This is a genomic window from Pedobacter frigidisoli (assembly GCF_032678525.1).
Classification (GTDB): domain Bacteria; phylum Bacteroidota; class Bacteroidia; order Sphingobacteriales; family Sphingobacteriaceae; genus Pedobacter; species Pedobacter frigidisoli_A.
Window position 1 is genome coordinate 735,001 of the sequence record NZ_JAVTSE010000001.1, and the last position, 25,221, is coordinate 760,221.

The window sequence follows — 25,221 nt, forward strand, 5'->3', positions numbered from 1 at the left end:
TATAGCCAAACAATGGACAAAAAGATAGAGAAGAAAAGATTCAGCACCAAAGCTTTAATAATGATAGGTGGAGCAGTTGCTTTCGTAGCAATTGTAATTTATGGCTATACCTTATCCTTGAAAAAAACATATAGCGCCGATGCTGATAAATTAACCATTAGCAAAGTGGAATATGGCGACTTTGAGGATGTGGTTCTATTGAATGCCAGTGTTGTTCCCCTAACTTCTGTAATCGTTAGTTCATCAGAAGGGGGAACGGTTGCAGAGATCTTTACCGAGAATGGGGCTTCGGTTGTTAAAGGAACACCACTGTTGAGAATTTCGAACTCGAACGCCATGCTAAGTTATACCTCGAGTCAAACTGCGGCTACTGAACAAATCAATCAGCTACGCAAATCGAGACTGGATCTTGAGCAAAACCAAAGGGTGTTAAATCAGGATGTTCTGGATGTAGAAAATAGTCTGAGAACCGCTTCACGTCAATATCGACTGGATAGTTCGCTTTTTGCTAAAAAGGTAATCACCCTTCAGGAGTTTAATAAATCGAGTCAGGATTACGAGTATTACCAGGGCAAACTTAAAATTGTCCGCCAGGCAATTAAGCAGGAAAATCAAAGCCGTAAAATGCAGCTTGCCCAGATAGATCAATCGATGGGACAGATGAATGAAAGTTTGGAGATGATTCGTAAAAATATTGAGAACATGACCATCAAGGCTCCCGTTTCCGGCAAGTTGTCCTCTTATGATCCTGTTATTGGTAAGTCTTACAATTCAAACGAAATGATCGGTAAGATCGATGTGCTGCAAGGGTATAAACTTCAGGCAGGAGTTGATGAATATTATATTAACCGGGTTAAAGAAGGGCAAACTTCAACCTGCGAATTCAATGGAAAAACATACAATCTAACTGTAAGCAAAGTTATCCCTGAAGTTACTGCCGGTCAGTTTCAGGTAGAAATGGTATTTAAGGGTGCAACCCCTGAAGGGTTGCGACGTGGCTTATCGCTTCAAACAAAACTTACACTGTCTGACAATAGTAAATCGCTACTACTCGCGCAGGGTCAGTTTTTCCAGAGTACCGGAGGCTCGTGGGTGTTTGTGGTAAATAATGGTAAAGCAATTAAGAAAAACGTTAAAATTGGAAGAAAAAACTACCTGTATTACGAAATATTGGATGGGTTGCAGAAGGGGGATGAGGTGATTACCTCATCGTATGACCAGTTTAATCAATACGACCAGGTAGAAATCAATAAGTAAAGCTAAATACTGATAAACAACGCTATGATTAAAATAGAAAATCTCGAAAAAATTTACAAAACTGAAGAAATAGAAACAACAGCACTTAACGGGATCAATCTTCAGGTTAAGGAAGGTGAATTCGTTTCCATTATGGGCCCTTCAGGTTGTGGAAAATCTACCTTACTGAATGTTATGGGCTTGTTGGATAAGCCGGAGAGTGGTAGTTACAAGTTTATCGATACCGAACTTTTAACCTTAAACGACAGAGAACGTTCAAACTTCCGTAAAAGAAACATGGGATTCGTTTTCCAGAATTTCAATTTAATTGATGAGTTAACGGTTTTCGAAAACATCGAATTGCCTTTGATTTACAATAAGATTCCGGCAGGTGAACGGAAAAAACTCGTTAATGAAATCATTGAAAGGATGAACATCGTAAACCGGAGCGGTCACTTTCCACAACAACTTTCGGGTGGTCAGCAGCAGCGTGTTGCAGTAGCAAGGGCTTTAGTAACGAAGCCGAAACTGGTTTTAGCCGATGAGCCTACGGGTAACCTGGATAGTTCTCACGGTAACGAAGTAATGGAATTGCTTTGTGAGTTAAATGAAACCGGAACCACGATTGTAATGGTTACCCACTCCAGTCATGATGCCAGTTTCTCCAACCGGATCATCAACCTGAAAGATGGTCATGTAATTTCGGAAAAGATAAATAAAAGCAAAAATGAGGAACTGATATAGATTGAATGGCAGACGGTTGCAAGCTTAAAGCGGTTAAACCATCTTGTCTTTACTTTCGATTCCTCAACCTTAGTAATAGTTTTAGTTTAATGATAAGCCACCGAATCTTTCTGGATAGGAAGATTCGGGTAAGGCGCTTAAGAAGCTGAAAGACTAATACTGAGAGACCAAAGCAATTTGCGGGTCTTGATACTTGATACTAAATACTTGATACTATAAAATGTTCAGATTAAACTTAAAAATCGCGTTGCGCAACCTTTGGAGAAATAAAGGATTTACCCTGATCAATTTGGGTGGATTAGCCATTGGTTTGGCGAGTTGTATGGTCTTACTGCTTTATGTAGCTTATGAATACGGTTATGATAAACAGTTTACTGATTATGATAAAACCTATGTTTTGTATAATAATCAAAAAACATCAACCGAAACCTTCAGTTTCATGGCATTTCCTGGGAAGCTTAAGGAGGATGTGCGAACCAAAGTGAGCGGAGTTTCTAAAGTTAGCCGGTTATCCTACCCTGAATTTCAGTTGCTTACCTATAATCAGAATAATTTTAAAGCAAGTGCAAGTTTTGCCGATCCTGATTTCTTGAAAATTTTCGATTACAAGGTTTTGAAAGGCAATCCTGCGATATTTTTACAGAACCCTGACGGTGTAGTTTTATCGGAATCGCTTGCAAAAAAGCTTTTCGGTAATGAAGACCCGCTCAACAAAGTCGTTAAGCTGGATAATAATGAAAGCTTAAAAGTGGAGGGGATAATTGAAGACCGGCCAAAAAACACCACACTCGAAATCGATTATGTGCTTTCATGGAGTTTGTATGAAAAATTAAATCCCTGGGCAATAGACAGTCCATGGGGTAATAATTTTTGCATGATGTTTCTCCAGTTGGAGGATAATTCACGTTTTGATCAGGTAAACAATCAGCTACATGGTATGATTAAAGCTCATGATAAAGATGCAAATGGCGAACCTTTTATTCATCCGCTCTCGAAGTGGCATTTATATGAGAAGTTTGAAAACGGTAAAAATGTTGGTGGAAGAATAGACCAGCTTCGCATCTTTTTCCTTTTGGCTTTTTGTATTCTTTTGATCGCCTGCGTAAACTTTATGAACCTTTCTACAGCAAAATCTGAGAAAAGATCAAGAGAGGTTGGCGTGCGAAAAGCAATCGGGTCAACAAGGAAAAATCTGATCGCCCAGTTTATGTTCGAGTCCATTTTACTCACTACATTAAGTATGTTAATCGCCTTTGTTTTAATTGAAGTCAGCTTACCGTATTTCAACAGTTTATTAGGCATCACCTTGCAAATTAACTATGCCGAATGGCAATTCTGGTCGGTGTTTTTAGGTTTAACGCTCACCACAGGCATTATTGCCGGCAGCTATCCCGCATTTTACCTATCATCTTTTGATCCGGTTAAGGTACTAAAAGGCTTTAAACTTGGTGGTGGCTCATCGCTTTCTATCCGCAAGTTTTTGGTCGTTTTTCAGTTTGTATTTGCAGCCTGTTTAATTGTTTGTACGGCTGTTATTTACCAGCAACTCAACTACATCAAAAATAAACCGATTGGTTACGACCGTAAAAATTTAATTCAGATTCCGACAGTTGGTGAACTTGGTAAAAAAGAGAAACGGCAGGTTTTAAAGGATGAATTAATAAAATCGGGAGCCGTAGTGGCCGTAACAGAATATAGTCAATCTTTAACCGGAGGAGGAAACAATACCTATGGCATTAACTGGCCAGGAAAAAACCCAAGCGATAAAATTCTTGTAAACACCCGATTCACAAGCGTGGATTTGACTAAAACCACTGGGATGGAGATTTTGCAGGGTAGGGATTTTTCTAAAGATTATGTAGATACAGCCAGCGTTTTGGTTAATGAGGCTATGGTAAAAGTGATGGGTATGAAAGATCCTGTTGGCAAAATGATCGACTGGGGGCAGCCATTGCGTATAATAGGCGTCATGAAAGATTACGTGATGGAGTCAGCCTATCAAAAACCAATTCCATTATTAATTGCTCAAAATCCTGATAGAATTACAACCATGGTATTGCGGTTCAATCCGCAAAATAACATTACAAATTCTTTAAGTACTATTAATGCAATCGTTAAAAAAATCAATCCGGCTTATCCGGTTGATGTAAAATTCGTTGACGACAATTTTGAGGCTAAGTTCAGAAACGAAAAGCTTTTAGGCACACTTTCAAATTGGTTTGGTGGTTTTGCTATCTTCATTTCCTGTTTAGGCTTATTAGGATTGGCACTTTTCATGGCCGAGCAACGTAGAAAAGAAATCAGTATTCGCAAAGTGTTGGGTGCAAGTACCACCAACATTCTTACCCTTTTAAATAAAGATTTTATCAAGCTGGTGGCTATTGCTAATATCATTGCATTTCCTGTGGCCTACATTGTCATCAATAAGTGGCTCTCTGCATACGAATACCGCGTATCAATTTCGGCGTTACCCTTTATTACTGCAATCGGTTTATCTCTTTTAATTGCCATTCTAACGGTAAGCGTACAGTCGGTAAAAGTTGCCAAAGCTAATCCGGTGGATGCATTAAAATACGAATAATTAAGGCTATGCCTTCAGCCATCTAACCTTTCATCCCTCAACCCTAAAAAATATGTTCAAACTCAATTTAAAAATCGCATTGCGAAACCTTTGGAGAAACAGAGGGATCACAACCATTAATGTTGGTGGCCTGGCAATCGCTTTAGCAGCATTTATTTTAGTTGTAATGTATTTCAGTTATGAAACTGGTTTCGATAAAAATAACCCTAATTACGATAACATATATGTGGTAGGAAGAATCGAACCCGACTTCACTACAAATTATACTTCCCCTCCATTGGCCAAAGCCATAAAAAATAGTTTTCCTGAAGTAGAATTGGCGGGGATTACCAAAAAGGGCTTCTATGAATTGGCATTGAAAAATGGCAACAATGCACTTTTTGCCAAAAATTTTATGCAGGCAGACTACAGTGCGGCTAAAATTTTAAATTTAAAACCTACCGGCGGGCTTGAAAAGCCAAATGGCGAGATAGAAAGACTTTCATATTTGAGTAATGAGAATATGAAAACTCTCTTCCCGGATAAAAAAGACAACAGCCCGGAAATGGTAGTTGTAGGAAGTAGCAATTCAGGTATAAAAAGCAAAATAAATGGTTCCATTCTTAACGATTTACACTCTAACATCACTTTTGATGGAATATCAATCGCGAATGAGCTGGGACAGGATGAAAACTATGGCTACAACAATTATACGACTTACATTCAGGTAAAACCGGGAACTGATGTAGCTAATCTTGAACAAAAAATCACCAATTTATATAGGTCTGAATTATTAAAGGGAGAAACCGACAAGAAAACAATTGACGAGATAAAAAGTGTTTCTACGTTTTTAGATCCGCTTGCCAATCAGCATTTAAAACCAAAAGCCGGGAGTGACGCACCTTATAAGATATTACTCGCCCTGTCTGTTCTGGGTATTTTGATTTTGGTTATTGCCTGTATCAATTTCACTAATCTGAGCATTGCACAGGCTACAAAACGTGCTAAAGAAGTTGGGGTTAAAAAAGTAATGGGCGCTTATCGCCTGCAATTGACAACCCAGTTTTTAGTCGAAATTTTTATGCAGTGTTTTGCCGCTACCATACTAGGTTTAATTGTAGCCGAATTGGTTTTGCCCGCATTCAATAATCTTTTTCAGATTAAGTTATCCATCTGGCATATTGACAATCATCTGTTTTGGCAGTTGCCGCTAATTCTTTGCATGATCACCCTTATTGCAGGTATTTACCCGGCAATGGTATTATCTGGTTTTAAACCTGCATTGGTACTTAAAGGGAATTTTTCAACCAGTAAACAAAGCTACTGGTTACGTAACGGTTTATTGGTTTTCCAGTTCAGTATTGCTGTTGTGTTTATTATCGGTTTACTTATCATCAATTCGCAGCTTAAATATATGCGGAGCGAAGATTTGGGCTTTAATGCCAATCAGGTGGTATTCATTAAAAATATAGCCTATTTTAACAATCCGGCCAAATTCGAACCCCTCAGAGAGAAAATCTTAAAAATCCCCGGGATTAAGTCGGCAACCGTGGCTACCGATGTGCCCGACGGCGCAGAAAACGGTTCGAACGGTTATACCGTAAACGGCGTAAATGCAAGCATCGATTTTGTAGATGTAGATTTTGATTATTTCGAAACCCTGAGTATTAAACTTAAGGAAGGGCGGTTTTTCTCCTCTGCTTTTAAAACAGATACTGCAAATTCTGCCGTAATCAATGAAAGCGCAGTAGCAAAATATGGGATTAAAAACCCTATCGGTCAAACCATTAGGGGGTGCAATACCAATTATAAAATAGTTGGCGTAGCTAAAGATTTCAAGGCACAGGGTTTTGAGAGCGCAGTTCAGCCAACCATTTATGCTATTAAAAATTCCTGCGGAAATGCTAAACTGCAAATCATGCTCAAAATCGAAGAAAACAAAATGGCCGATGCTTTGGCTGCCTTGAAATCGCAATGGCCGGAAATCAACAAGCTGGACGGAGAAGATTTTCGGTATGAATTTTTGGACGAGCTTTATGGAAAACTTTTCAAAAAACAAGAGCAGCTACAGTCCGTATTTTTTGCGGCGGCAATGTTAACCATTTTCATCGCGGTTTTGGGCCTGTTCGCTTTTGCGAAATACATTACCAATGGCCGTATCAAAGAAATTGCCGTACGCAAAATTCTGGGAGCGAGCGATATTCAGATCTTCAGGCTCATAAACAGCTCATTTTTTTTAATGGTGCTTGTGGCCAATGTTATTTCGTGGCCCATAGCCTATATCCTCACTAAAAAATGGCTCGAAACTTTTGCTTACCGAATCGATCTGCCCATTTTACCCTTTATTACCAGTGCGCTGATCACTATTTTATTAACCATCATTACCGTGAGCATCCAGGCCAATAAGGCTGTAAAAGCTAATCCTGTTGATGCATTGAAATACGAATAGTTAAGGCTATGACCTCAGCCATCTAACCATTCATCCCTCAACCCTGAAAAATATGTTTAAACTCAACCTAAAAATTGCCTTACGAAATCTCCGGAAAAACAAAGGTTTTACCCTTATCAATATTGGTGGACTAGCCATTGGCATGGCTTGCTGTTTAATGCTTCTACTCTATGTAAATTATGAATGGAGTTACGATAAGCAGTTTAAAAATATAGATAAGGTTTATATCGCTGCATTGAATTTGAAGTTCAATGGCAAACTTGCTACTACTATGGCCTTACCGAATAAACTTTCAAAAGCCGCTATGGAAGAGTTGCCGGGTTTTAAGAGAAGTTCACGTGCCTCCAACGAAAATAACGTTAATTTGTACAGTCATGGTCAGGATCACTTTAAGCTTTCAGCATTCTACGTTGACCCTGATTTCTTAAAGATTTTCGATTATCATTTCATTTATGGTGATTCAAATACTGCTTTAAATGATCCGGCTTCGATCATTATCAATGAAACAACAGCCAAAAAACTTTTTGGTAATGAAAATCCAATCGGACAAAGAATAAGCTATAATGGTAAAAAAGAACTTAAAGTAAGTGCAGTAATCGAAGATTTGCCCAAAAACCTGAGCATGCAATTTGATGTGTTGCATCCCTGGGCCTTTTTTGATCAGATTAATCCTCAAGATAAAGAAAACGGATGGGGTGCCATTACCTGTTATACTTTTTTCGAATTAAAGGATAACGTTTCTATGGACGCAACCAACAACCTCCTCCGAAATTTTATAGTAAATAAAGAACCAGAGTTGAAAAGCATGATTTACACACCTTTTCTTTTTCCCTTTTCAAAACTTCATCTCTATAATGATTTTGATAACGGCAAGTCCACAGGAGGGAGGGTAGACCAGGCGAGATTATTTCTTTTTCTTGCTATTTGCGTATTACTCATAGCCTGTATCAATTATATGAACCTTTCTACTGCCAGATCTGAAAAGCGTGCCCGTGAAGTTGGTGTTCGCAAAGCTTTAGGGTCAACTAGAAATACAATAATGGGTCAGTTCATGATAGAGTCGTTTATCCTTTCTATCCTTGCCTTGGTGATTGCATTTACCATGTTAGAAGTTCTTTTACCCTATTTCAACAACTTATTAAACATCAGGATTGCTATTGATTATAGCTCATACACCATTTGGCTTACATTATTTATTTTGGTTACTATTACCGGTTTATTAGCCGGAAGTTATCCGGCATTCTACCTGTCTTCATTTATTCCAGTTAAAGTTTTAAAAAGCTCTAAGGGGGCTGCTGGCTCATTGTCTATTCGTAAAGTATTGGTGGTATTCCAGTTTAGTTTATCCATCTGTATGATTATTTCCGCCATCGTAATTTATAATCAGATTCAGTACATGCGGGATAAACCATTGGGATTTGATGCTACCGCCCTGGCTCAAATCGATTTGGAAGGCGAGCTTACAAAGCCCGGTAAAATGGAAGTGTTTAAAAATGAACTCAAACAAGCCGGAGCCATTGAATCAGCAACTGAATATGCAGGTGCATTTACCCGTGGGGGCAACATAACGGGCGATATATCTTGGCCAAACAAACCCAAAAATGATGTGTCTATTTTAAGTTACCGGAGTACAGGTTTTAACTTCGCCAGCACAGCAGGGGTGAAGATCATTGCGGGCAGAGATTTTTCTTCAAAATTCCCTGCGGATACGGCAACTTCATTATTGCTGAATCAGGAAGCTGTAAAACTCATGCAGCTAAAAAGCCCTATCGGAACAATCATTCACTGGGGTGATAATCCACCACTCAAAATTGTAGGTGTTGTACATGATATTTATAATGAATCTTTAGGCGCCAAAGTAACCCCAACAGTTTACTACTATAATGTTAAGAAAAGCAAAAGCCTGTTATTAAAGCTCAGTCCAAAGCAATCTCTTTCCGCATCTATTGAAATGATTAAGCAGATTAGCCGCCGGCTAAATCCTGCTTACCCAGCTGAACTTAAGCTTGTGAGCGATGGCATGGCAGAAAAAATAGCAAATGAAAAGCTGTTGAGCGTGCTATCCAATATTTTTGGCGGGTTTGCCATCTTCATATCTTGCCTGGGTTTACTCGGTTTAGCACTTTATATGGCCGAACAGCGGAGTAAAGAAATTAGTATCCGTAAAGTTTTGGGAGCAAACCTCTCAGATATACTTATGCTGCTCAATAAAGATTTCATGAAACTGGTCATTATTTCAAATGTAATTGCTATTCCGGTAGCCTATATCCTGGTTAGCAAATGGCTCGAGAAATACGATTATAAAATCAGCATCAATCCATGGCCCTTTTTATTAGCGCTTTTGACATCAGTAATTATCGCAGTTTTAACAGTTAGTACGCAGACCTTTAAGGTTGCAAATGCCAACGCAGTAGACGCGCTTAAATATGAATAATGGTGGGAAAGCGGAAGGTTTAAGGTGAAGGGCTAAAGCAACCAACACCTTCCAGCCTTCAAGCTTTTTAACCTTCAAACTTTAAAAATATGTTCAAACTCAACCTTAAAATCGCCTGGCGAAACCTTTGGAAAAACAAGGGTTATACATTCATTAATATTCTTGGTCTGTCTATAGGCATGGCCAGCTGTATCCTTATTTTTATTTTCATCCGCTATCAGATGAGTTTTGATGAAGGTTTTAAAGATCAGAACCGGATTTATCGCTTAACTACCAACTGGACTTCAGGAGATGGGTTTGAGGAATCGCAGGGCGTGCCGAAGCCCGCTCCGGATGCGTTGAGGAATGATTTTAAAAATCAAATTGAAAAGGTTGGAGCCATCCGACAGGACGGCGGAATTATAAAAGTAAAAGATGTTTCTGGAAAGGAAAGAGTGAAAGTGCTGGAGGACGTGTTTTATGCAGACCCGGCGTTCTTCGAGATCATGAGTTTTAAGTGGCTACAGGGAAATCCCGATGAATCATTAACGGCACCTCACACGGTTGTTTTATCAAAGCAGATGGCTGCCAGGTTTTTTGGGGACTGGACTAAAGCGATCGGTAAAACCATCAATTACCAAAACAGAGAAAACTTTAGAGTAACTGGTATTCTTGAAGATATGCCTGAAAACACCTCTTTTCCCCTTAATATTGTGGTCTCGTATCAAACGTTTAGAAGTTATAAAGATGAGAAATTCGATCAGTGGGGAAACACCTCATCAAATGATGAGTGTTACTTCCTTTTAAAGAAGGGTGTATCAATTGATGAAATAAGAGCCGCACTCCCTAAGTTTTCTGAAAAATACTTTGAAAAAAATGCGTCATCTAAGGAGGAAGTGAGCGCACAAGCCTTAACAGATATTCATTACAACGATAATCTGGGGAATTTTGCCAATAAAACAATGCCCCGCAAAGAACTTTATGGCCTGGCGATCATCGGTGTTTTTCTACTGCTTACGGCCTGTATTAATTTTATTAATCTGGCCACAGCCCAGGCCGTTAGCAGAAGTAAAGAAGTTGGAGTTCGTAAAGTGATGGGTAGCCTGAAAAGACAACTGGTTGTTCAGTTCCTAACAGAAACGCTGACGATAAGCACACTATCATTACTTGTTGCCTGCGTGTTAACTGAAATTGCTTTACCTGGTATGAAAAAGTTATTTCATGATGATATTTCCTTCAGTATCATTCAACATCCAATGATTTTTATTTTTATGATTGCTTTGGTGCTGGTTGTAAGCTTACTTGCTGGTTTTTATCCGGCGATGGTAATGTCGCAATTCAGTCCGGCTTTAGCTATCAAAAATAAAATTACCGCCAATGCAGGTGGCCTGAGTTTACGCAAAATATTGGTTATTGTGCAGTTCACAATTACGATAGTCCTTATTATTGGTACACTGGTAGTATTGCGACAGATGAACTATATGAGAGAAAAACCACTCGGTTTTAACCCCTCTGCAATAGCAATGGTGAGTGTGAGAAACGATAGTTTAAGTGTATTGAAATATCAGGTGTTTCAGGAGCGGATCTCAAAACTGCCTGGCGTGGTATCTAGCAGCTTTTGTAGAAATCCGCCTTCATCGGGCAACAATAACGAAAGCAATTTTAAATACAATGGTACTGAAACGGCCAATTTTCAGGCTAATACAAAAGTAGCAGATGAGCATTACTTCGACACCTTTGGGATGACATTTGTTGCCGGCAAAGGCTTTTCCAAAAGTGATACAATTAAAGAGCTCGTAGTTAATGAAACTATGCTAAAAAAATTAAATGTTGTCAACTTTAACGACGCGTTGGGTAAAAAGATCAGATTGTGGGGGAAAGAGGGGACTATTGTAGGGGTAGTAAAAGACTTTAATAACCTGAGTTTACATGATCCGATATCACCCATAGTGATTGTGCCAATGAAAGAAAGCTACCGGAACCTTGCCGTTAAAATGGATAGCAGGCTCATTCTTTCAGTGATGCCACAAATTGAGAAAATCTGGAATGACACTTTTCCTGAGAATTTTTACAGCTCTTCCTTTGTTGATGATGATATCAGTCAGTACTACGAAACTGAAAGAATCATGGGAACTTTATTTAAATTCTTTGCGGGTGTCATCATCTTCATTTCCTTTATCGGGTTATTCGGCTTAATTTCTTTTGTGGCTACCCAGCGAACCAAAGAAGTAGCCATCAGGAAAGTACTAGGTGCCTCAACTATTGAACTGGTAAAAATGCTCAACGGATCATTTCTGGTCATGGTTTTTATTGCCAATATCGTGGCGTGGCCCCTGGCTTATTTATTCATTTCGAAATGGCTTTCAGGTTTTGCTTACCGCATCGATATCAGTATCTGGCCATTTGCACTGGCTATGATTATTTCTATGGTCATTACATTGATTACGGTGAGTGTGCGCTCTTACAAAGCCGCGGTTACCAATACCATCGATGCACTGAAATATGAATAAACGCAGGCAGGTGGAAGGCTGGAAGGTGAAGGCTAGAGTAACCAACACCTTCCAGCTTTCAACCTTTTTTAACCTCCAACCATTAAAGATATGTTCAAACTCAACCTCAAAATTGCCTGGCGGAACCTTTGGAAGAACAAAGTATATGCTGCAATTAATATCGGTGGGCTGGCACTAGGCCTAACCGCTTTTGTACTGATGCTATTGTACATCAACCATGAAGAAAGTTACGACACTTGGTCGCCTGAATTAAAAAATATTTACCAGATCAGGGAGAAACATGATTTTTTCACGCCAGATAATAAAGAACATTGGAATGAGATAGCAAACAGCAGGGTGGCTGCAATGGTGCGAGATAAGTTACCTCAGGCAGTTGCTGTAACCAAAGTAGACAATGAATGGGATTTCAGAGGTGGGTATTCCTTAAAGGTAGACAATGCTGACCCGGTTATGATTACTAAAATCAAGGATTCCGACAGCAGTTTCTTCCATGTATTTCCTTACCAGTTTATTCAGGGGAGCGCAGACAAAGCCCTGGAGAGAAAAGAAACTATTGTATTGAAAGAAAGCCTCGCTATACAACTCTTCGGAACAACCAAAGTGCTCGGGAAAACTGTCAGAATGATAAGATGGAGAAGCGACGCCGGAAACCTGTTAACGATTACTGGGGTTGTTGCAGATCCGCAATCACCACAAAGTGTGAGCTTTAATGCCATTAGCCGGACAGGCGATAGAGACAGTGATCCTGAAAATCCAACCAGCAATAACTATTGCCTGGTTTTCGCTAAATTGAATAAGTTAAGTGATACACTCGTGCTTAATCAAACCTTAAAAAAACTGTATATTGATTTTAAAAAGAAACTCTTAAATGGACAAAAAACAACCTACGATGATATATACAAGGATGGAAAATTACCCGGTTTGAAAGTGATTCCAATAAAAGAGGTTCATGGTAATCCGCCATACACCATTAATTGGTTCGAAAAGCTAAAACCGGTGATAGCGATATCGGCATTCCTGTTGTTGGTATCGGTAATTAATTTTATCAACCTGGCAACTGCCCAATCGGTTCAACGTGCAAAAGAAGTTGGGATAAAAAAGGTGCTGGGATCATACAGGGCACAATTAACTGTGCAGTTTTTAATTGAGTCAGCGCTTCAAAGTGTTATATCTCTTTTTATCTGTATCATTCTAATTGAGATGGTATTACCTGCCTTTAATCATCAGTTTAAAGTTGATTTAAGTTTCTGGCATAACGCGCAACTATCTGTTATGCTAAGCCAGCTATTTGGATTATTCTTTTTTGTAACTTTGGTTGCAGGTTTTTATCCTTCGTGGATTTTATCCAATTATAATCCTGTATCTGTGCTCAAAGGCAATTATGAAAATGGTTTAAAAGGTGTTGCACTGCGTAATGTGCTGGTAGTCTTTCAGTTTATTATCTCAGTTACATTCATCATATCAATAGGGGTAATGCAAATGCAGTCCCGCTTTATAACTAATAAGGATTTAGGATTTGAAAGGGCAAATCTGATTAATATCAAAACCAATTACGAAGAGAAGTTTGCCGAACGGTTAAAGAAGATTCCCGGAATACAGTATGTTGCAACCACCACACAGGTAATGGGAAATACTTTTAATGTTCCGGAGGAGGTAAAATATAAGGGAAGTACCATTAATCTTAATACGGTTACAGTTACGATGGATGCATTACCTGCGCTAGGAGTAAAAGTGATAGCCGGAAGAATCTTTTCTAAGGAATATAAACAGGATACAGTGAATACTGTGGTTTTAAATGAGGCTGCAGCTGCTTTATTTGGTAAGAATATAATCGGGCAAACCTATGGAAAAGCGGATTGGGAAGGGAAAACAAATGTTTTTCAAATTGTTGGAGTGATTAAAAACTATCATAATGAAGGTTTTGATAAATCAGTTTTGCCAACAGTATATAAAGTTACAAGCTTGGGCGGAACATCAAATACAAATAATTTATTAGTCAGGTTTACCACTTCAGAATATCAGACCCTGATTGGTAAAATTGAGAAAGAGTGGCAAGCGATTTACCCAAATTTCCCAATGGAATACAGCTCTCTGGATGATGCATTTTCAAATACTCTTCAGGATAATAAGCGTTTTATTAACATGATCATCCTTTTCAGTGCTATTTCTGTATCCTTATCGCTGCTTGGCTTATTTGCACTTTCTACTTTTGTAGCCAAACGCCGTACCAAGGAAATTGCTGTAAGAAAAGTGCTTGGCGCATCAAATGTCCAGATTATAAATCTGCTGAACAAATCGTTCCTGATCCTGGTGATTGTTGCTAACCTGATCAGCTGGCCTATAGCCTATATTATTATTAAAAAATGGCTTGATGGTTTTGCTTACCGCATTGAAATGCCGATAGTACCCTTCATAATATCGACCTTAATTTCTGTTATTATTGCAATCTTAACCGTAAGTATTCAGGCCAGAAAAGCCGCAACTTCTGACCCCGTTAATGCACTTAAATATGAATAAGGGCAGTGAGGTAAAGGGGCTTAAGGTCGGAGGCTAATGCCTACGGAACCTTCTTACCTTCAACCTTCCGTCCATGAACCTTAAAAACATGATCGAATTAAAAAATATCGAAAAATACTATGCCTCAAAAGGCAACAAAAGTTACGTGCTCCGCAATGTAAGCGCAACCATTGATCAGGGAGAATTTGTGTCCATAATGGGCCCTTCGGGAGCAGGAAAATCAACTTTGCTTAATATTTTGGGGATGCTTGAGGACCCAACTTATGGTACCTATGAATTTTCAGGTGAAAATGTAACGAGCCTTGGTGAGCGTAGAAGAATAGAACTTTATCGCAATCACATCGGTTTCGTGTTTCAGGCTTATCATCTGATAGACGAAATGACGGTTTACGAGAATATCGAAGCCCCGTTGTTGTATAAAAAAGTACCGGGTTCCGAGAGGGCCAGCAGGATTGCCGATTTGTTGGATCGTTTCAATATTGTAGCGAAGAAAGATCTTTTTCCTAATCAGCTCTCAGGCGGCCAACAGCAATTGGTAGGCATTGCCAGGGCCTTGGCAGCACAACCTACAGTAATTCTGGCCGATGAACCCACCGGAAATTTACAGTCCGTTCAGGCTGAAGAGATTATGACTCTATTTAAAAAACTGAACCAGGAAGATGGCATCACCGTTATTCAGGTTACGCATTCAGAGAAAAATGCCACATATGGCAATCGCATTCTGCATATTGCTGATGGCGTAATCAAAGAAGATGTTGCGGTACCGCATTAATTTCGTGAAAACTTATTGCTCCATTAACACGATAGCACTTCTTTTTTGATTAAATAGGACTTTCTGCTGCCCCGTTGCTATAATCGGCGGGGCGCAGTAAAATCAGGTAATCAGTGCAACAGCGAAAACCCCTATATTTGCGCCATGCAAAAGTCCTTTACCGATCAGTTAGGAAATGGAATTAACATCAACTTCCCCCCTCAAAGGATTATTTCGGTAGTTCCTTCGCAAACTGAACTGCTTTTTGAATTAGGGCTGGATAAGGAAATCATCGGGCTGACGAAGTTCTGCATTCATCCCATTGAAAAGTTTGCCGGAAGAACAAAAGTGGGAGGGACTAAAAAACTCAATATCGATCTAATCCGCGCAATGAAGCCCGACCTCATCATCGGGAATAAGGAAGAAAATGCACAAAGTGATATCGAAGAGCTTGCCAGGGATTTTCCGGTATGGATGAGTGATATTTTTACAGTAGAGGATGCCATGAAAACCATTAGTCAGATAGGAGGACTGGTAGATAGGGAACCCGAAGCCGCTTACCTTAATCACCTCATATCAGCAGGTTTTAACGATTTGAAAACGTTGGCACTGCAGCACAATATTAACAAAAGGGTGGCCTATCTTATCTGGCGAAACCCATTTATGGCAGCAGGCTACAATACCTTCATCAATGATGTGTTGGTAACAAACGGAATGACTAACGTCATCAGGCAGGATCGCTATCCCGAAATTACAATCGAACAGCTGAAAGTCGCAAATTGTGATCTCATCTTGCTTTCATCAGAGCCGTATCCGTTTAAAGAAAAACATATCGAGGAAATCCAGGCTGCACTTCCTGATACCAGAATAATGATGGTAGATGGAGAAATGTTTAGCTGGTATGGGAGCCGACTAGTGAAGGCCGTGCAGTATTTTTTTGAATTCCAAAAAGAACTTTATTAGCTTTCTGATGTTCCTTGTTTATAAGTAAATAATTAACTACATCATGAAAAAAATACTCGTTTTAACCTTATTTGTAGCTGCCCTTTCTGGCTGCAGCTCAATGCAAAACACCAGTGGCTCTGATGTCGTTTCCTTAACCGGAAACCTACAGAAAATGGGTATTACCACCTACCAATATGGTACGCATACCATCAACTCGGGAGGGAAACCCTACGCTTTAAAAAGCAGCTCCTTAAATTTAGATACCTATCTGGATAAACAAGTTTCGTTGAAAGGTACGAAGGTTTCAGGTTATCCGGTCGAAGGTGGTCCTGAACTAATCGAGGTTTCGGAAGTCATCGTGAAATAACATCGGCTTACTTCAACCCGATTCTTTCTGCAAAAGCAGGTACGACGTAACTTTTCAATTCATTAAACGGAATGAATACCACAATCTGGCCTTGTGCATAACTCGCCACTTCATAGGGGTTATACATAAAGGCCAGGCCTTTGCTATTGAAGTAGAAATTACCATTAGGTTTAAGAAAGTTATCAAACAAAACGGTGCTTAGTTCGTCTCCGGCCTTAATGTTATATTGTTTTCTGAGGTTTTTTTCCAATAAGCCCTGCAAGGTAGTTGAATCGATTTTGACCACGTCGCTCAGAATCATCTGCTTTTTATTCCGGACGTCCAGACAATACATCGTACTGCTGTAGTTGCCATGTGCGCCACCAGTATAACTATCGGCCAGGAAATCAATCACCACGTAACCGTGATCGTTGTAAGCCAGCGATTGCTGACTGTTATTGGTATAATTCATCCACTGCATAAATCCCCGGTCCGGACCATTTTTCTGCTGTTCTGCAATTTCCTTTTTGTAATCGCTAAAATAAGCTTCAGCAATATTTTTAAACCCCGGTTCTCTATCTACCTTACCTAATCTGATACCCGAAATTCGTTTTAACTGGTTGTCGAGCCATTTTTCCTGCTCACCGCTCTTAACCGGTTTAACATATTCAAAGCTGATGGTTGCAACGGGCGATTTAGCCTGGCCATCAAAGGCCTTTACAGAATCTTCAACTATGCCTGCTTTAAATTCGTAACTTCCTTCAGGGTACTTTTCGGTAAGACTAACCGGAAAGGTTTTTGATCGATCCCCACTTGTCCAGCTTCCGCTAAAACCATTGCCCGTCCATTTCAGCGACAAGCGCGGTTGCTTTGCCGCTTTGTCAAAGTAGTAATCATAATAACTGTTTTCAAACAATACAACACTGTCTTTACCGATAATAGTATCGGTAGATAAATTCAGCCAGTAGCCATCGTAATAATAATCCCCATCGTAATCGCCGTCAATTTTCTGCAGATTCATGACAACCGTTTTTCCTGCAATCGTTCCCTCCAGCCGCTTATAAAAGTTTTCTTCAAGTTCTTTACGTACAGTTGTGGTACTATCCGCATCTGTACTACTTGGCTGCTGCTCTTTGCTACGGTTACAGGCAGTTAATATCGATAATCCCAACAGTGCTGGTAAGATGTATTTTTTCATAATATAATAGATGACCTCATCTTAAACCTACATACGAAGCTATGATTTTGTTTTATTAAAGCTTTTATTGATGCTGTAATATAGGTTTTTAGCCGTGTATCTACCCGGATCTATAATTCTTCTGATGGTGAGAAGGGGATATTGTTCATCTCTGGCAGTCGACAAAATGAAAGCTGCCTTGAAGCCATGTTCTTTAAGTTTATGTAAAGTCGACGATTTGTAAACACCATAGGGATACGCGAAGTATTCAATTTTCTTACCGGTTATTTCTTCAAGTTTTCTGGTGGGTTCGTCAATTTGTGTCTTCCAGTCCTCCTCAGTAAACTGCGCAAAGTTTTTATGGTCGTAAGTATGGCTGGCGATGGTATTACCCTCATCAGCTAATTGCTTAATTTGCGCTTTGGTCATGTAACTGATTCTGCCTTTTCTACCGATAGACACAGTCATGATAAAATAAACACCTTTGAAACTATATTTTTTTAAGGTTGTATTGCCAACAGTAAACTGATCTTCGTCGGTATCATCAAAACTGATGATGATTGGTTTCTCAGGGAGTTTTGAACCATATACCAGGTAATTGTAAAGCTGATCGGGCTGTATGGTGTGATAGCCGCTGTCGGCCAGCATCTTAATATGTTCTCTGAATTTGTCCGGCGCAATGATATCATCATGTGCCCGCTTACTGTCGCTGGCAATATTGTTTCTGATTTGATGATAGCATAATACAGGCACTTCTCTCCGGGACAGGATAGTCTTGTTATCTGCGGCTTTTTGATTTGCTGTGTCTGCAACCTCGATTTTAGTGAAGTCAGTTTTAGCTTGTGAAACTTGTTTTTTCGAATCAGCTGTGCAGGATGCGATCAGGGCCGGAATAACTATGGCCAGTAACGAAAATCTTTTCATGAGAGGGTGTGTGGTGATATCAGATAAAAGAAAACCGCTATCTTCAATAAGACAGCGGTTTCATAATACTTTAATTTTAAAAACTGTTTTTTATGCTGTTGCTTAATGTTTTAGGACTCCAGTAACCACTGGCAATTATCCTGCGGATAGTGAACAACGGATCTTTCTCATCACGTTTGGTCGATAGCTGATAAGCCATTCTGAATCCACGTTTCTTCAATTCAGGAATACCTTCCGCGTTCCATAAACCAAAAGGATAAGCAAACTCGGTCATGGTCTTACCTGTAATTTCTTCCAGCTTTTTTGTGGGTTTGTCTAGCTGCTCTTCCCAGTCTTTACCAGCATATTTTTTGAAATTTTTGTGGTCGTAGGTATGTGAACCAATAACGTTTCCTTCATCAGAAAGCTGCTTAATCTGCTCTTTACTCATATAATCCACAAATTTTCCCTTCCTGCCAATTGATACCGTCATGATAAAATAAACAGCTTTATATCCCAGTTTATCCAGCGTTGGCCTTACAATCGTAAACTGATCTTCATCAGTATCATCAAAAGTAAGCATGATGGGTTTACTTGGCAATGCAGCACCTGTATTCAGATAGGCATACAATTGATCAGGTAAAATGGTATGATATCCACTGTCCGACAACATTTTCATCTGATCCTTGAAATTCTGAATCTCTACAATGTAATCCTTTCCCACTTTTCCATCTGTAGGCTTCCAGTTTCTTACCTGGTGGTAACATAAAATCGGAACCTGTTTGCGGGCCAGGATGGTTTTAGCATCTGCCACTTTTATTTTTGAAACATCTGCAGCCGGCATTTTATTTTCCGTATCCGCACTTGCCTTTTGGGTAGAATCTTTTGAACTTGAAGTCTCTGTTTGTGATTTAGACTGGCAACTGGCCAATAAAATGCTTCCAGCCGCTATAATGGTTAATAATTTGTATTTCATTCTAAGTAAATATGTTTACAAAACTATAAATTATGCCAAATATTCAACGTCAAATAAACTGGTGTTGATAACTATTTCCCCTGCTGTATGGTGACCAAACTATCCGTATTATTACAAAGCAGGCTAATATTAATAGGCTATAATTAAATAATTTAGCAACTCAAACAAACCTAGATGAATAAATTTTACAAACTCCTTTTCTGCGGGCAGTTTCTGTCCTTAACCCTTGCTGCTCAAACTAAAACATTTACCATTACTGAGAATATTCAACTTCAACCTAAAGCAAACTACCAGCTGGCATCGAGGTTCTCTCCAAATAAATTAAAAAAAATGGTGTATTCAACCTCCGTCGACCCGCATTGGTTAAAGCTGTCTAACCGGTTCTGGTATACCTTCGAAACACCGAAAGGAAAGTTCTGGTATCTGGTAGATCCGGCTACGAAAAGCAAGAAACAGATTTTTGATAATGCCAGAATAGCATCTGATATTACCCTGATTGTACGCGATCCCTTTGATGCAGAACACTTGCCACTGGAGAATCTTAAATTCTCACTAGATGAGAAAAGTGTGACTTTCGAAGTGAAAAGCACGATTGATGAGTTGAAAAAAGACCGTAAAGACAAAAAAGCGGCCGACTCCATGCAGAAGAAGATTTACTCGTTTAAGTATGAACTTGCCTCAGCAAAACTTACGGAAATTCCGAATTTCAGTAAACCCAAACCTAAGCCTGCATGGGGATCAGTAGCGCCAGATTCATCGGCCATTATTTTCTCCCGGAACTATAATCTTTACTGGATGGATAAGGAAAATTATAAAAAGGCTGTTAAAAACGAAGATGACAGTACCATTGTGGAACATCAGCTTACAAAAGATGGTGTGAAGTTTTATTCTTACGGCAGTGATGGTGACGGAGAGAACAATGTAGAAAACGAAAAGAATAATAAAAAACGTCGTGGAGCTTACGTACTCTGGTCGCCAAATTCCAAATATTTTGTATTAGACCGCACCGATTCGCGTAAGGTGAAAGATTTATGGGTAATCAATAGCGTAACGCCGGGCCGTCCAACTTTAGAAACCTATAAATATCAGATGCCGGGAGAAGCCGAAGCACCACAGGATGAGGTATTGCTTTTCGATTTTCCCGCTAAAACCTATAAAAAACTAACTATAGCTGCTTTTAAGGATCAAAGTGTTGGTGTGTGGAGCAAACCATCGCTGGCAAAAGACCGTGATAATGAATTCCGGCCATCAGTTTGGTTAGGTAACGACAGCCGCTTCTATTTCTCCCGTACCAGCCGCGACTTAAAACGCATAGATATTGGTACGGTTGATATTGCAACAGGAAAAGTAACGCCGCTCATCGAGGAGCGTTTTAATACTTATGTCGAAGTAAATCGCCCGGGTTTGGTAAATGATGGCAAGGAACTCATCCATTGGAGCGAACGCGACGGCTGGGCACATTTTTACCTTTTCGATGGAAATGGTAAACTTAAAAATCAAATTACAAAAGGTGCTTTCCATTGCGAAAGTATTGTAAATGTAGATGAAAAAAACCGGGTGCTTTACTTTACCGCTAATGGGAGAGAGGCGAAAGAAGATCCATATTACCTGCACCTCTACAGCATCAACTTCGATGGTTCGAATATGAAATTGTTAAATTCAGGAGATTTCGATCACGCCTCAAGTATGAATGATAACAATACTTGGTTTGTAGATAACTATTCAAGGGTTAATACCGCACCAAAATCAACACTATACGATAAAGCCGGCAAAAAAGTAATGGATCTGGAAACGACAGATTTATCCTTGCTGGTTTCCGCAGGCTATAAGTTTCCTGAACCCTTTAAAGTGAAGGCTGATGATGGTATTACCGATTTATACGGTGTGATGTACAAGCCATTCGACTTCGATCCGAACAAGAAGTACCCGATCATTGAGTACGTTTATCCAGGTCCGCAAACTGAAGCGGTAAACAAGGCGTTCAGTAAAAGTATGGATCGTACGGAGCGTTTAGCACAATTCGGCTATATTGTGATTACCGTAGGTAACCGCGGCGGAAATCCATCGCGCTCAAAATGGTACCATACCTATGGTTACGGAAACCTTCGGGATTATGGTTTGGCTGATAAAAAAACGGCAATAGAGCAACTGGCTTCAAAGTATTCCTATATCGATGAGTCTAAAGTCGGCATAACCGGTCACTCTGGTGGTGGTTTCATGTCTACCGCGGCCATGTTGGTTTATCCTGATTTCTTCAAAGCCGCAGTTTCAAATGCCGGAAATCATGACAATAGTATTTACAATCGCTGGTGGAGTGAGAAACATCATGGAGTTAAAGAGGTGGTTTCTCTAAAAGGCGATACTTCTTTTAAATATAGCATCGATAAAAATCCAGACTTAGCTAAAAACCTGAAAGGTCATCTATTACTGATGCACGGCGATGTGGATAACAATGTTCACCCGGCAAACTCAATCCGTGTAGCCAACGCTTTAATGAAAGCTGGTAAACGTTTTGACTTCCTGATCATCCCCGGGCAGCGGCATGGCTTTGGCGATATGACCGAATATGCATTCTGGAAACTTGCCGATCACTTTAACAAATACCTGATTGGCGATTTTTCTGAGCCCGGCGATGTAGACGTGGTAGAGATGGATAGGGAGATTGAACAAAACGGAAAACAGTAGTTGATGTAATTTGCCACGGCGGTTCAGAAAAGCATAATGTGTAATCCGGGTTTCCGTGGCAAAATTAAATTCTCTAAATTACCCTCTTAAACTTATTTCTAATGACTAAACCCATTCTTTATCTGGCAGCGGTTACTTTTTGCTTTTCATCATGCAAGCAATCTGCTCAAAGCAATTCCGATGGACCAGATTCGTTGGCCATTAAAGCCATAAACGACTCAAGCCTTACTCAATATTTGTCTGTTATTGCTGCTGATAGTCTTCAGGGTAGGAAACCTTTCACCATTGGAGAAACTAAAACAATCAGTTATCTTAAAAAGTCATTCAACGAACTTGGCCTTGAGCCTGGAAATGGTGAAAGCTATTTTCAGGAAGTGCCCATGGTCGAAATCAAATCCGTTCCACAGGATAAGTTAATCATCACCGGGAAATCTGGAAACTTAATCCTGAACTATCTGACCGATTTTGTTGCAGGTTCCAGGAGAATACAGGATCAGGTAAGTATTAAAAACTCCCCACTGGTATTTGCAGGCTTTGGTATCGTCGCGCCCGAATACGGCTGGAACGACTATAAGGATTTGGATGTAAAAGGTAAAACAGTTGTGGTAATGATAAATGATCCCGGATTTGCCGATTCAACTTTGTTTAAAGGCAAGAACATGACCTACTATGGCCGGTGGACGTATAAATTCGAGGAGGCATCCAGGCAAGGTGCCGCCGGGATTTTGATTATTCATGATACAGCTCCTGCTGCATACCCCTGGAGTGTGGTAAGGAGCGGCTGGTCAAAATCCAAGCTAACCCTGCAATCTGAAGATAATGGAATGAACCGCACTGTGGTTGAAGGCTGGATTAGTTTAGAAAAAGCTAAAGCCCTTTTCAAGCTTGCAGGACAAGACGAAAGTTTAATGGCAGCGGCTAATAAGAAAGGATTCAAGCCTGTAAACCTAGGTCTCACAACCTCGCTGAGAATTGAAAACAAACCCAGGAAATCGGTGAGCTATAATGTTATCGCTAAAATTACAGGTAATAAACATAAAGATCAAGCCATTATTTACTCAGCGCATTGGGATCACCTTGGAACAGGCGAGAAAATTCTGGGCGATTCCATTTACAATGGTGCAGTAGATAATGCTACAGGAGTGGCCTCGCTGTTTGAGATTGCATCTGCATTTAAAAAGTTACCACAGAAACCTGAAAGAACAATTCTCTTCATCTCTTACACCGGTGAGGAGCAAGGCTTACTCGGATCAGAATTTTATGCTAAAAACCCATCATTGCCTTTGGCTAAAACCGTTGCCAACATTAATATGGATATGATGGGAATAGCCGGTAAAACCAAGGATATTGTAGTGTATGGCTTCGGACAATCGGAACTGGAAGATTATGCTGCCACATCTGCCAAAAAGCAGGGAAGGGTGATCGTTCCTGATCCTGTGCCCTCATCAGGCTTATATTACCGTTCCGACCATTTTAACCTGGCTAAGTTCGGAGTACCATCCTTATTCACAGGATCCGGAGTTGATAACATGAAAAATGGCCGGGACTGGGGCTTAAAACAGGTAGCCGATTTTACCAAATCCAGATATCATTCACCACAGGATAATTTCGATCCGGAAACATGGGATTTAAGCGGTATTGTGGAAGATGTGAGAATGCTCTTTGATATGGGTTATCGCTTAAGCAATGAAGATAGCTATCCTAAATGGAAAGATGGCTCAGAATTTAAGGCCATCAGGGAGAAGAAATAGTAATGAATATACAAAAGCCGCAGGCCCGCAGATTAAATCATCTGCGAGGCTGCGGCTTTCTTATTTAATCAAAGATTAAAAGTGGAATTGCACACCTAATTTTGGCGCGAACGTATCAGCTCTGCGAGGATGCGGCTTCTTATTTAATCAAAGATTAAAAGTGGAATTGCACACCTAATTTTGGCGCGAACGTATCAGCTTCTAAACCGAATGAGTTGCTGGTAGTTTTAGCACCTGTAGCTTCTTCTTTAATCTGATTGTTAGCATAACCTAAACCATTTACCGAAACTTCAATACCAATTCTCTTAGTTGGGAAGAAAGCAAAACCTGGAGATACATTTACACCAATTGAAGTTGTAGATGCATATTTTGCACCGGTTTCACCATTTGCATCCACAGTTTTAGCTGTTCCAAATGCCATAGGAACTGATAATTGTCCGAAAAATTTAAACTGGTCTGATAAACCTACGTAGTAACGTCCGAAAGGAGATACCTGAAAAGCGCCAACCTGGTTTCTGTTTAATGCACCACCGCTAACCGTTTTAGAATAAGTATAACCTACACCAGTACCAATTGCGAAATTGTTACCTACAAAATATCCAATGCTGGGTACAACGCTGAAGTCAATGTCCGACTTCGCAGCACCTTCAACTTTTGAAGAACTGAAACCAACGTTACCACCTAAAATGATTTTCCCTTTTTCAGTTTGTGCGTTTGCACTGTAGAATAATCCTGCTACTGCTACCAATGATAATAATAATTTTTTCATCGTTTTATTAATTATATGTGTTAAAATTTATAGTCATTTTTACTTTTTTAATTTCTGACTATATTTGGATTAAAGTCAACTGTTATGCCGAAAAACACTGCCAGCGTCATCAAAAAATCAGATTTTAGACAACCTGTTCATTAATAAACAGATATAAATCTAGCGTTAAATTAATATTATTTTATGGTGACTAAAAATCAATCGGTTGATTAATTTTTGAATTGTGCCAGACTGACAAGCCGCTTTTTTTTGTATTATTGTCAGGATTATTCCGGTAGTTTTGACATCTTTCAGGAATAAATCAATTTCCTCATCATCGTTCCATCCCGCCTTTTCTCCACCTTTCAGCCACCTTTTGCCCTTATCATTTCCGCGGAACATAGTACATCGCACTGGTAGTGCTTTACAACCTCGTTCCGCCTGCATAACACTGTCTGCTAAAAATCTTTTAAAATTGCAAGGACATGTTGCGGATTGAAAAAACATTTA

The 25,221-nt window shown here is 39.7% G+C and carries 17 protein-coding genes; 12 read left to right on the forward strand and 5 right to left on the reverse strand.

Annotated elements, in window-relative coordinates; translation table 11 throughout:
• Nucleotides 1-12: 12 nt before the first annotated feature.
• The 10 genes from R2Q80_RS03095 (at nt 13) to R2Q80_RS03140 (ending at nt 16,492) form a co-directional block, all read left to right on the forward strand.
• A complete protein-coding gene (locus R2Q80_RS03095) occupies nt 13-1,257 on the forward strand; it encodes an efflux RND transporter periplasmic adaptor subunit (protein WP_316798179.1) in 1,245 nt (414 codons plus the stop codon).
• Between the two features lie 24 nt (nt 1,258-1,281).
• Entirely contained in the window at nt 1,282-1,980 is a 699-nt protein-coding gene (locus tag R2Q80_RS03100; protein WP_316798180.1) for an ABC transporter ATP-binding protein, read from the forward strand.
• A gap of 220 nt (nt 1,981-2,200) precedes the next feature.
• Entirely contained in the window at nt 2,201-4,561 is a 2,361-nt protein-coding gene (locus tag R2Q80_RS03105) for an ABC transporter permease (protein ID WP_316798181.1), read from the forward strand.
• A gap of 52 nt (nt 4,562-4,613) precedes the next feature.
• Nucleotides 4,614-6,989, forward strand: a complete 2,376-nt coding sequence (locus R2Q80_RS03110; protein WP_316798182.1) for an ABC transporter permease — start codon at nt 4,614-4,616, stop codon at nt 6,987-6,989.
• A gap of 52 nt (nt 6,990-7,041) precedes the next feature.
• The gene (locus tag R2Q80_RS03115; protein WP_316798183.1) at nt 7,042-9,423 is read left to right on the forward strand and encodes an ABC transporter permease; all 2,382 of its coding nucleotides are present in this window, start codon (nt 7,042-7,044) and stop codon (nt 9,421-9,423) included.
• 89 nt (nt 9,424-9,512) lie between these two features.
• Entirely contained in the window at nt 9,513-11,912 is a 2,400-nt protein-coding gene (locus R2Q80_RS03120) for an ABC transporter permease (RefSeq protein WP_316798184.1), read from the forward strand.
• Between the two features lie 90 nt (nt 11,913-12,002).
• Nucleotides 12,003-14,429 carry an ABC transporter permease gene (locus R2Q80_RS03125; RefSeq protein ID WP_316798185.1) on the forward strand — a complete coding sequence of 809 codons (2,427 nt, stop codon included), beginning with the start codon at nt 12,003-12,005 and terminating at the stop codon, nt 14,427-14,429.
• A gap of 88 nt (nt 14,430-14,517) precedes the next feature.
• The gene (locus R2Q80_RS03130; RefSeq protein ID WP_316798186.1) at nt 14,518-15,201 is read left to right on the forward strand and encodes an ABC transporter ATP-binding protein; all 684 of its coding nucleotides are present in this window, start codon (nt 14,518-14,520) and stop codon (nt 15,199-15,201) included.
• Between the two features lie 144 nt (nt 15,202-15,345).
• Nucleotides 15,346-16,143 (forward strand): helical backbone metal receptor, encoded by a 798-nt coding sequence (locus tag R2Q80_RS03135; protein WP_316798187.1) that lies wholly within the window; start codon nt 15,346-15,348, stop codon nt 16,141-16,143.
• A gap of 43 nt (nt 16,144-16,186) precedes the next feature.
• Nucleotides 16,187-16,492: a lipoprotein gene (locus tag R2Q80_RS03140; protein ID WP_316798188.1), complete on the forward strand. Its 306-nt coding sequence runs from the start codon at nt 16,187-16,189 to the stop codon at nt 16,490-16,492.
• Nucleotides 16,493-16,499: 7 nt separating this feature from the next.
• Here the strand turns inward: R2Q80_RS03140 and R2Q80_RS03145 are convergent, their stop codons facing one another.
• From R2Q80_RS03145 to R2Q80_RS03155, 3 genes are all read right to left on the reverse strand, one after another.
• Entirely contained in the window at nt 16,500-17,669 is a 1,170-nt protein-coding gene (locus tag R2Q80_RS03145; protein WP_316798189.1) for a DUF3298 domain-containing protein, read from the reverse strand.
• A 39-nt stretch (nt 17,670-17,708) separates the two neighbouring features.
• Nucleotides 17,709-18,572, reverse strand: coding sequence for a polysaccharide deacetylase family protein (locus tag R2Q80_RS03150; RefSeq protein WP_316798190.1), 864 nt, complete (start codon nt 18,570-18,572; stop codon nt 17,709-17,711).
• Between the two features lie 76 nt (nt 18,573-18,648).
• Nucleotides 18,649-19,527 carry a polysaccharide deacetylase family protein gene (locus R2Q80_RS03155; RefSeq protein ID WP_316798191.1) on the reverse strand — a complete coding sequence of 293 codons (879 nt, stop codon included), beginning with the start codon at nt 19,525-19,527 and terminating at the stop codon, nt 18,649-18,651.
• A 174-nt stretch (nt 19,528-19,701) separates the two neighbouring features.
• On the opposite strand from R2Q80_RS03155, the gene R2Q80_RS03160 reads away from it, so the two are divergent.
• Together R2Q80_RS03160 and R2Q80_RS03165 are read left to right on the forward strand one after the other, a co-directional pair.
• A complete protein-coding gene (locus R2Q80_RS03160) occupies nt 19,702-22,212 on the forward strand; it encodes a S9 family peptidase (protein ID WP_316798192.1) in 2,511 nt (836 codons plus the stop codon).
• Between the two features lie 101 nt (nt 22,213-22,313).
• Nucleotides 22,314-23,963: a M28 family metallopeptidase gene (locus tag R2Q80_RS03165; protein ID WP_316798193.1), complete on the forward strand. Its 1,650-nt coding sequence runs from the start codon at nt 22,314-22,316 to the stop codon at nt 23,961-23,963.
• Nucleotides 23,964-24,117: 154 nt separating this feature from the next.
• On the opposite strand, the gene R2Q80_RS03170 is transcribed toward R2Q80_RS03165, so the two are convergent.
• Both R2Q80_RS03170 and R2Q80_RS03175 read right to left on the reverse strand, forming a co-directional pair.
• The gene (locus R2Q80_RS03170; RefSeq protein ID WP_316798194.1) at nt 24,118-24,732 is read right to left on the reverse strand and encodes an outer membrane beta-barrel protein; all 615 of its coding nucleotides are present in this window, start codon (nt 24,730-24,732) and stop codon (nt 24,118-24,120) included.
• Between the two features lie 165 nt (nt 24,733-24,897).
• Nucleotides 24,898-25,218, reverse strand: a complete 321-nt coding sequence (locus R2Q80_RS03175; RefSeq protein ID WP_316798195.1) for a hypothetical protein — start codon at nt 25,216-25,218, stop codon at nt 24,898-24,900.
• Nucleotides 25,219-25,221 lie beyond the last annotated feature (3 nt).

What these genes read in the sequence shown, in the direction of transcription:
- R2Q80_RS03095 (WP_316798179.1), top strand. Translation starts at nt 13, where the DNA reads ATGGACAAAAAGATAGAGAAGAAAAGATTCAGCACCAAAGCTTTAATA.
- R2Q80_RS03100 (WP_316798180.1), top strand. Translation starts at nt 1,282, where the DNA reads ATGATTAAAATAGAAAATCTCGAAAAAATTTACAAAACTGAAGAAATA.
- R2Q80_RS03105 (WP_316798181.1), top strand. Translation starts at nt 2,201, where the DNA reads ATGTTCAGATTAAACTTAAAAATCGCGTTGCGCAACCTTTGGAGAAAT.
- R2Q80_RS03110 (WP_316798182.1), top strand. Translation starts at nt 4,614, where the DNA reads ATGTTCAAACTCAATTTAAAAATCGCATTGCGAAACCTTTGGAGAAAC.
- R2Q80_RS03115 (WP_316798183.1), top strand. Translation starts at nt 7,042, where the DNA reads ATGTTTAAACTCAACCTAAAAATTGCCTTACGAAATCTCCGGAAAAAC.
- R2Q80_RS03120 (WP_316798184.1), top strand. Translation starts at nt 9,513, where the DNA reads ATGTTCAAACTCAACCTTAAAATCGCCTGGCGAAACCTTTGGAAAAAC.
- R2Q80_RS03125 (WP_316798185.1), top strand. Translation starts at nt 12,003, where the DNA reads ATGTTCAAACTCAACCTCAAAATTGCCTGGCGGAACCTTTGGAAGAAC.
- R2Q80_RS03130 (WP_316798186.1), top strand. Translation starts at nt 14,518, where the DNA reads ATGATCGAATTAAAAAATATCGAAAAATACTATGCCTCAAAAGGCAAC.
- R2Q80_RS03135 (WP_316798187.1), top strand. Translation starts at nt 15,346, where the DNA reads ATGCAAAAGTCCTTTACCGATCAGTTAGGAAATGGAATTAACATCAAC.
- R2Q80_RS03140 (WP_316798188.1), top strand. Translation starts at nt 16,187, where the DNA reads ATGAAAAAAATACTCGTTTTAACCTTATTTGTAGCTGCCCTTTCTGGC.
- R2Q80_RS03145 (WP_316798189.1), bottom strand. Translation starts at nt 17,669, where the DNA reads ATGAAAAAATACATCTTACCAGCACTGTTGGGATTATCGATATTAACT.
- R2Q80_RS03150 (WP_316798190.1), bottom strand. Translation starts at nt 18,572, where the DNA reads ATGAAAAGATTTTCGTTACTGGCCATAGTTATTCCGGCCCTGATCGCA.
- R2Q80_RS03155 (WP_316798191.1), bottom strand. Translation starts at nt 19,527, where the DNA reads ATGAAATACAAATTATTAACCATTATAGCGGCTGGAAGCATTTTATTG.
- R2Q80_RS03160 (WP_316798192.1), top strand. Translation starts at nt 19,702, where the DNA reads ATGAATAAATTTTACAAACTCCTTTTCTGCGGGCAGTTTCTGTCCTTA.
- R2Q80_RS03165 (WP_316798193.1), top strand. Translation starts at nt 22,314, where the DNA reads ATGACTAAACCCATTCTTTATCTGGCAGCGGTTACTTTTTGCTTTTCA.
- R2Q80_RS03170 (WP_316798194.1), bottom strand. Translation starts at nt 24,732, where the DNA reads ATGAAAAAATTATTATTATCATTGGTAGCAGTAGCAGGATTATTCTAC.
- R2Q80_RS03175 (WP_316798195.1), bottom strand. Translation starts at nt 25,218, where the DNA reads ATGTTTTTTCAATCCGCAACATGTCCTTGCAATTTTAAAAGATTTTTA.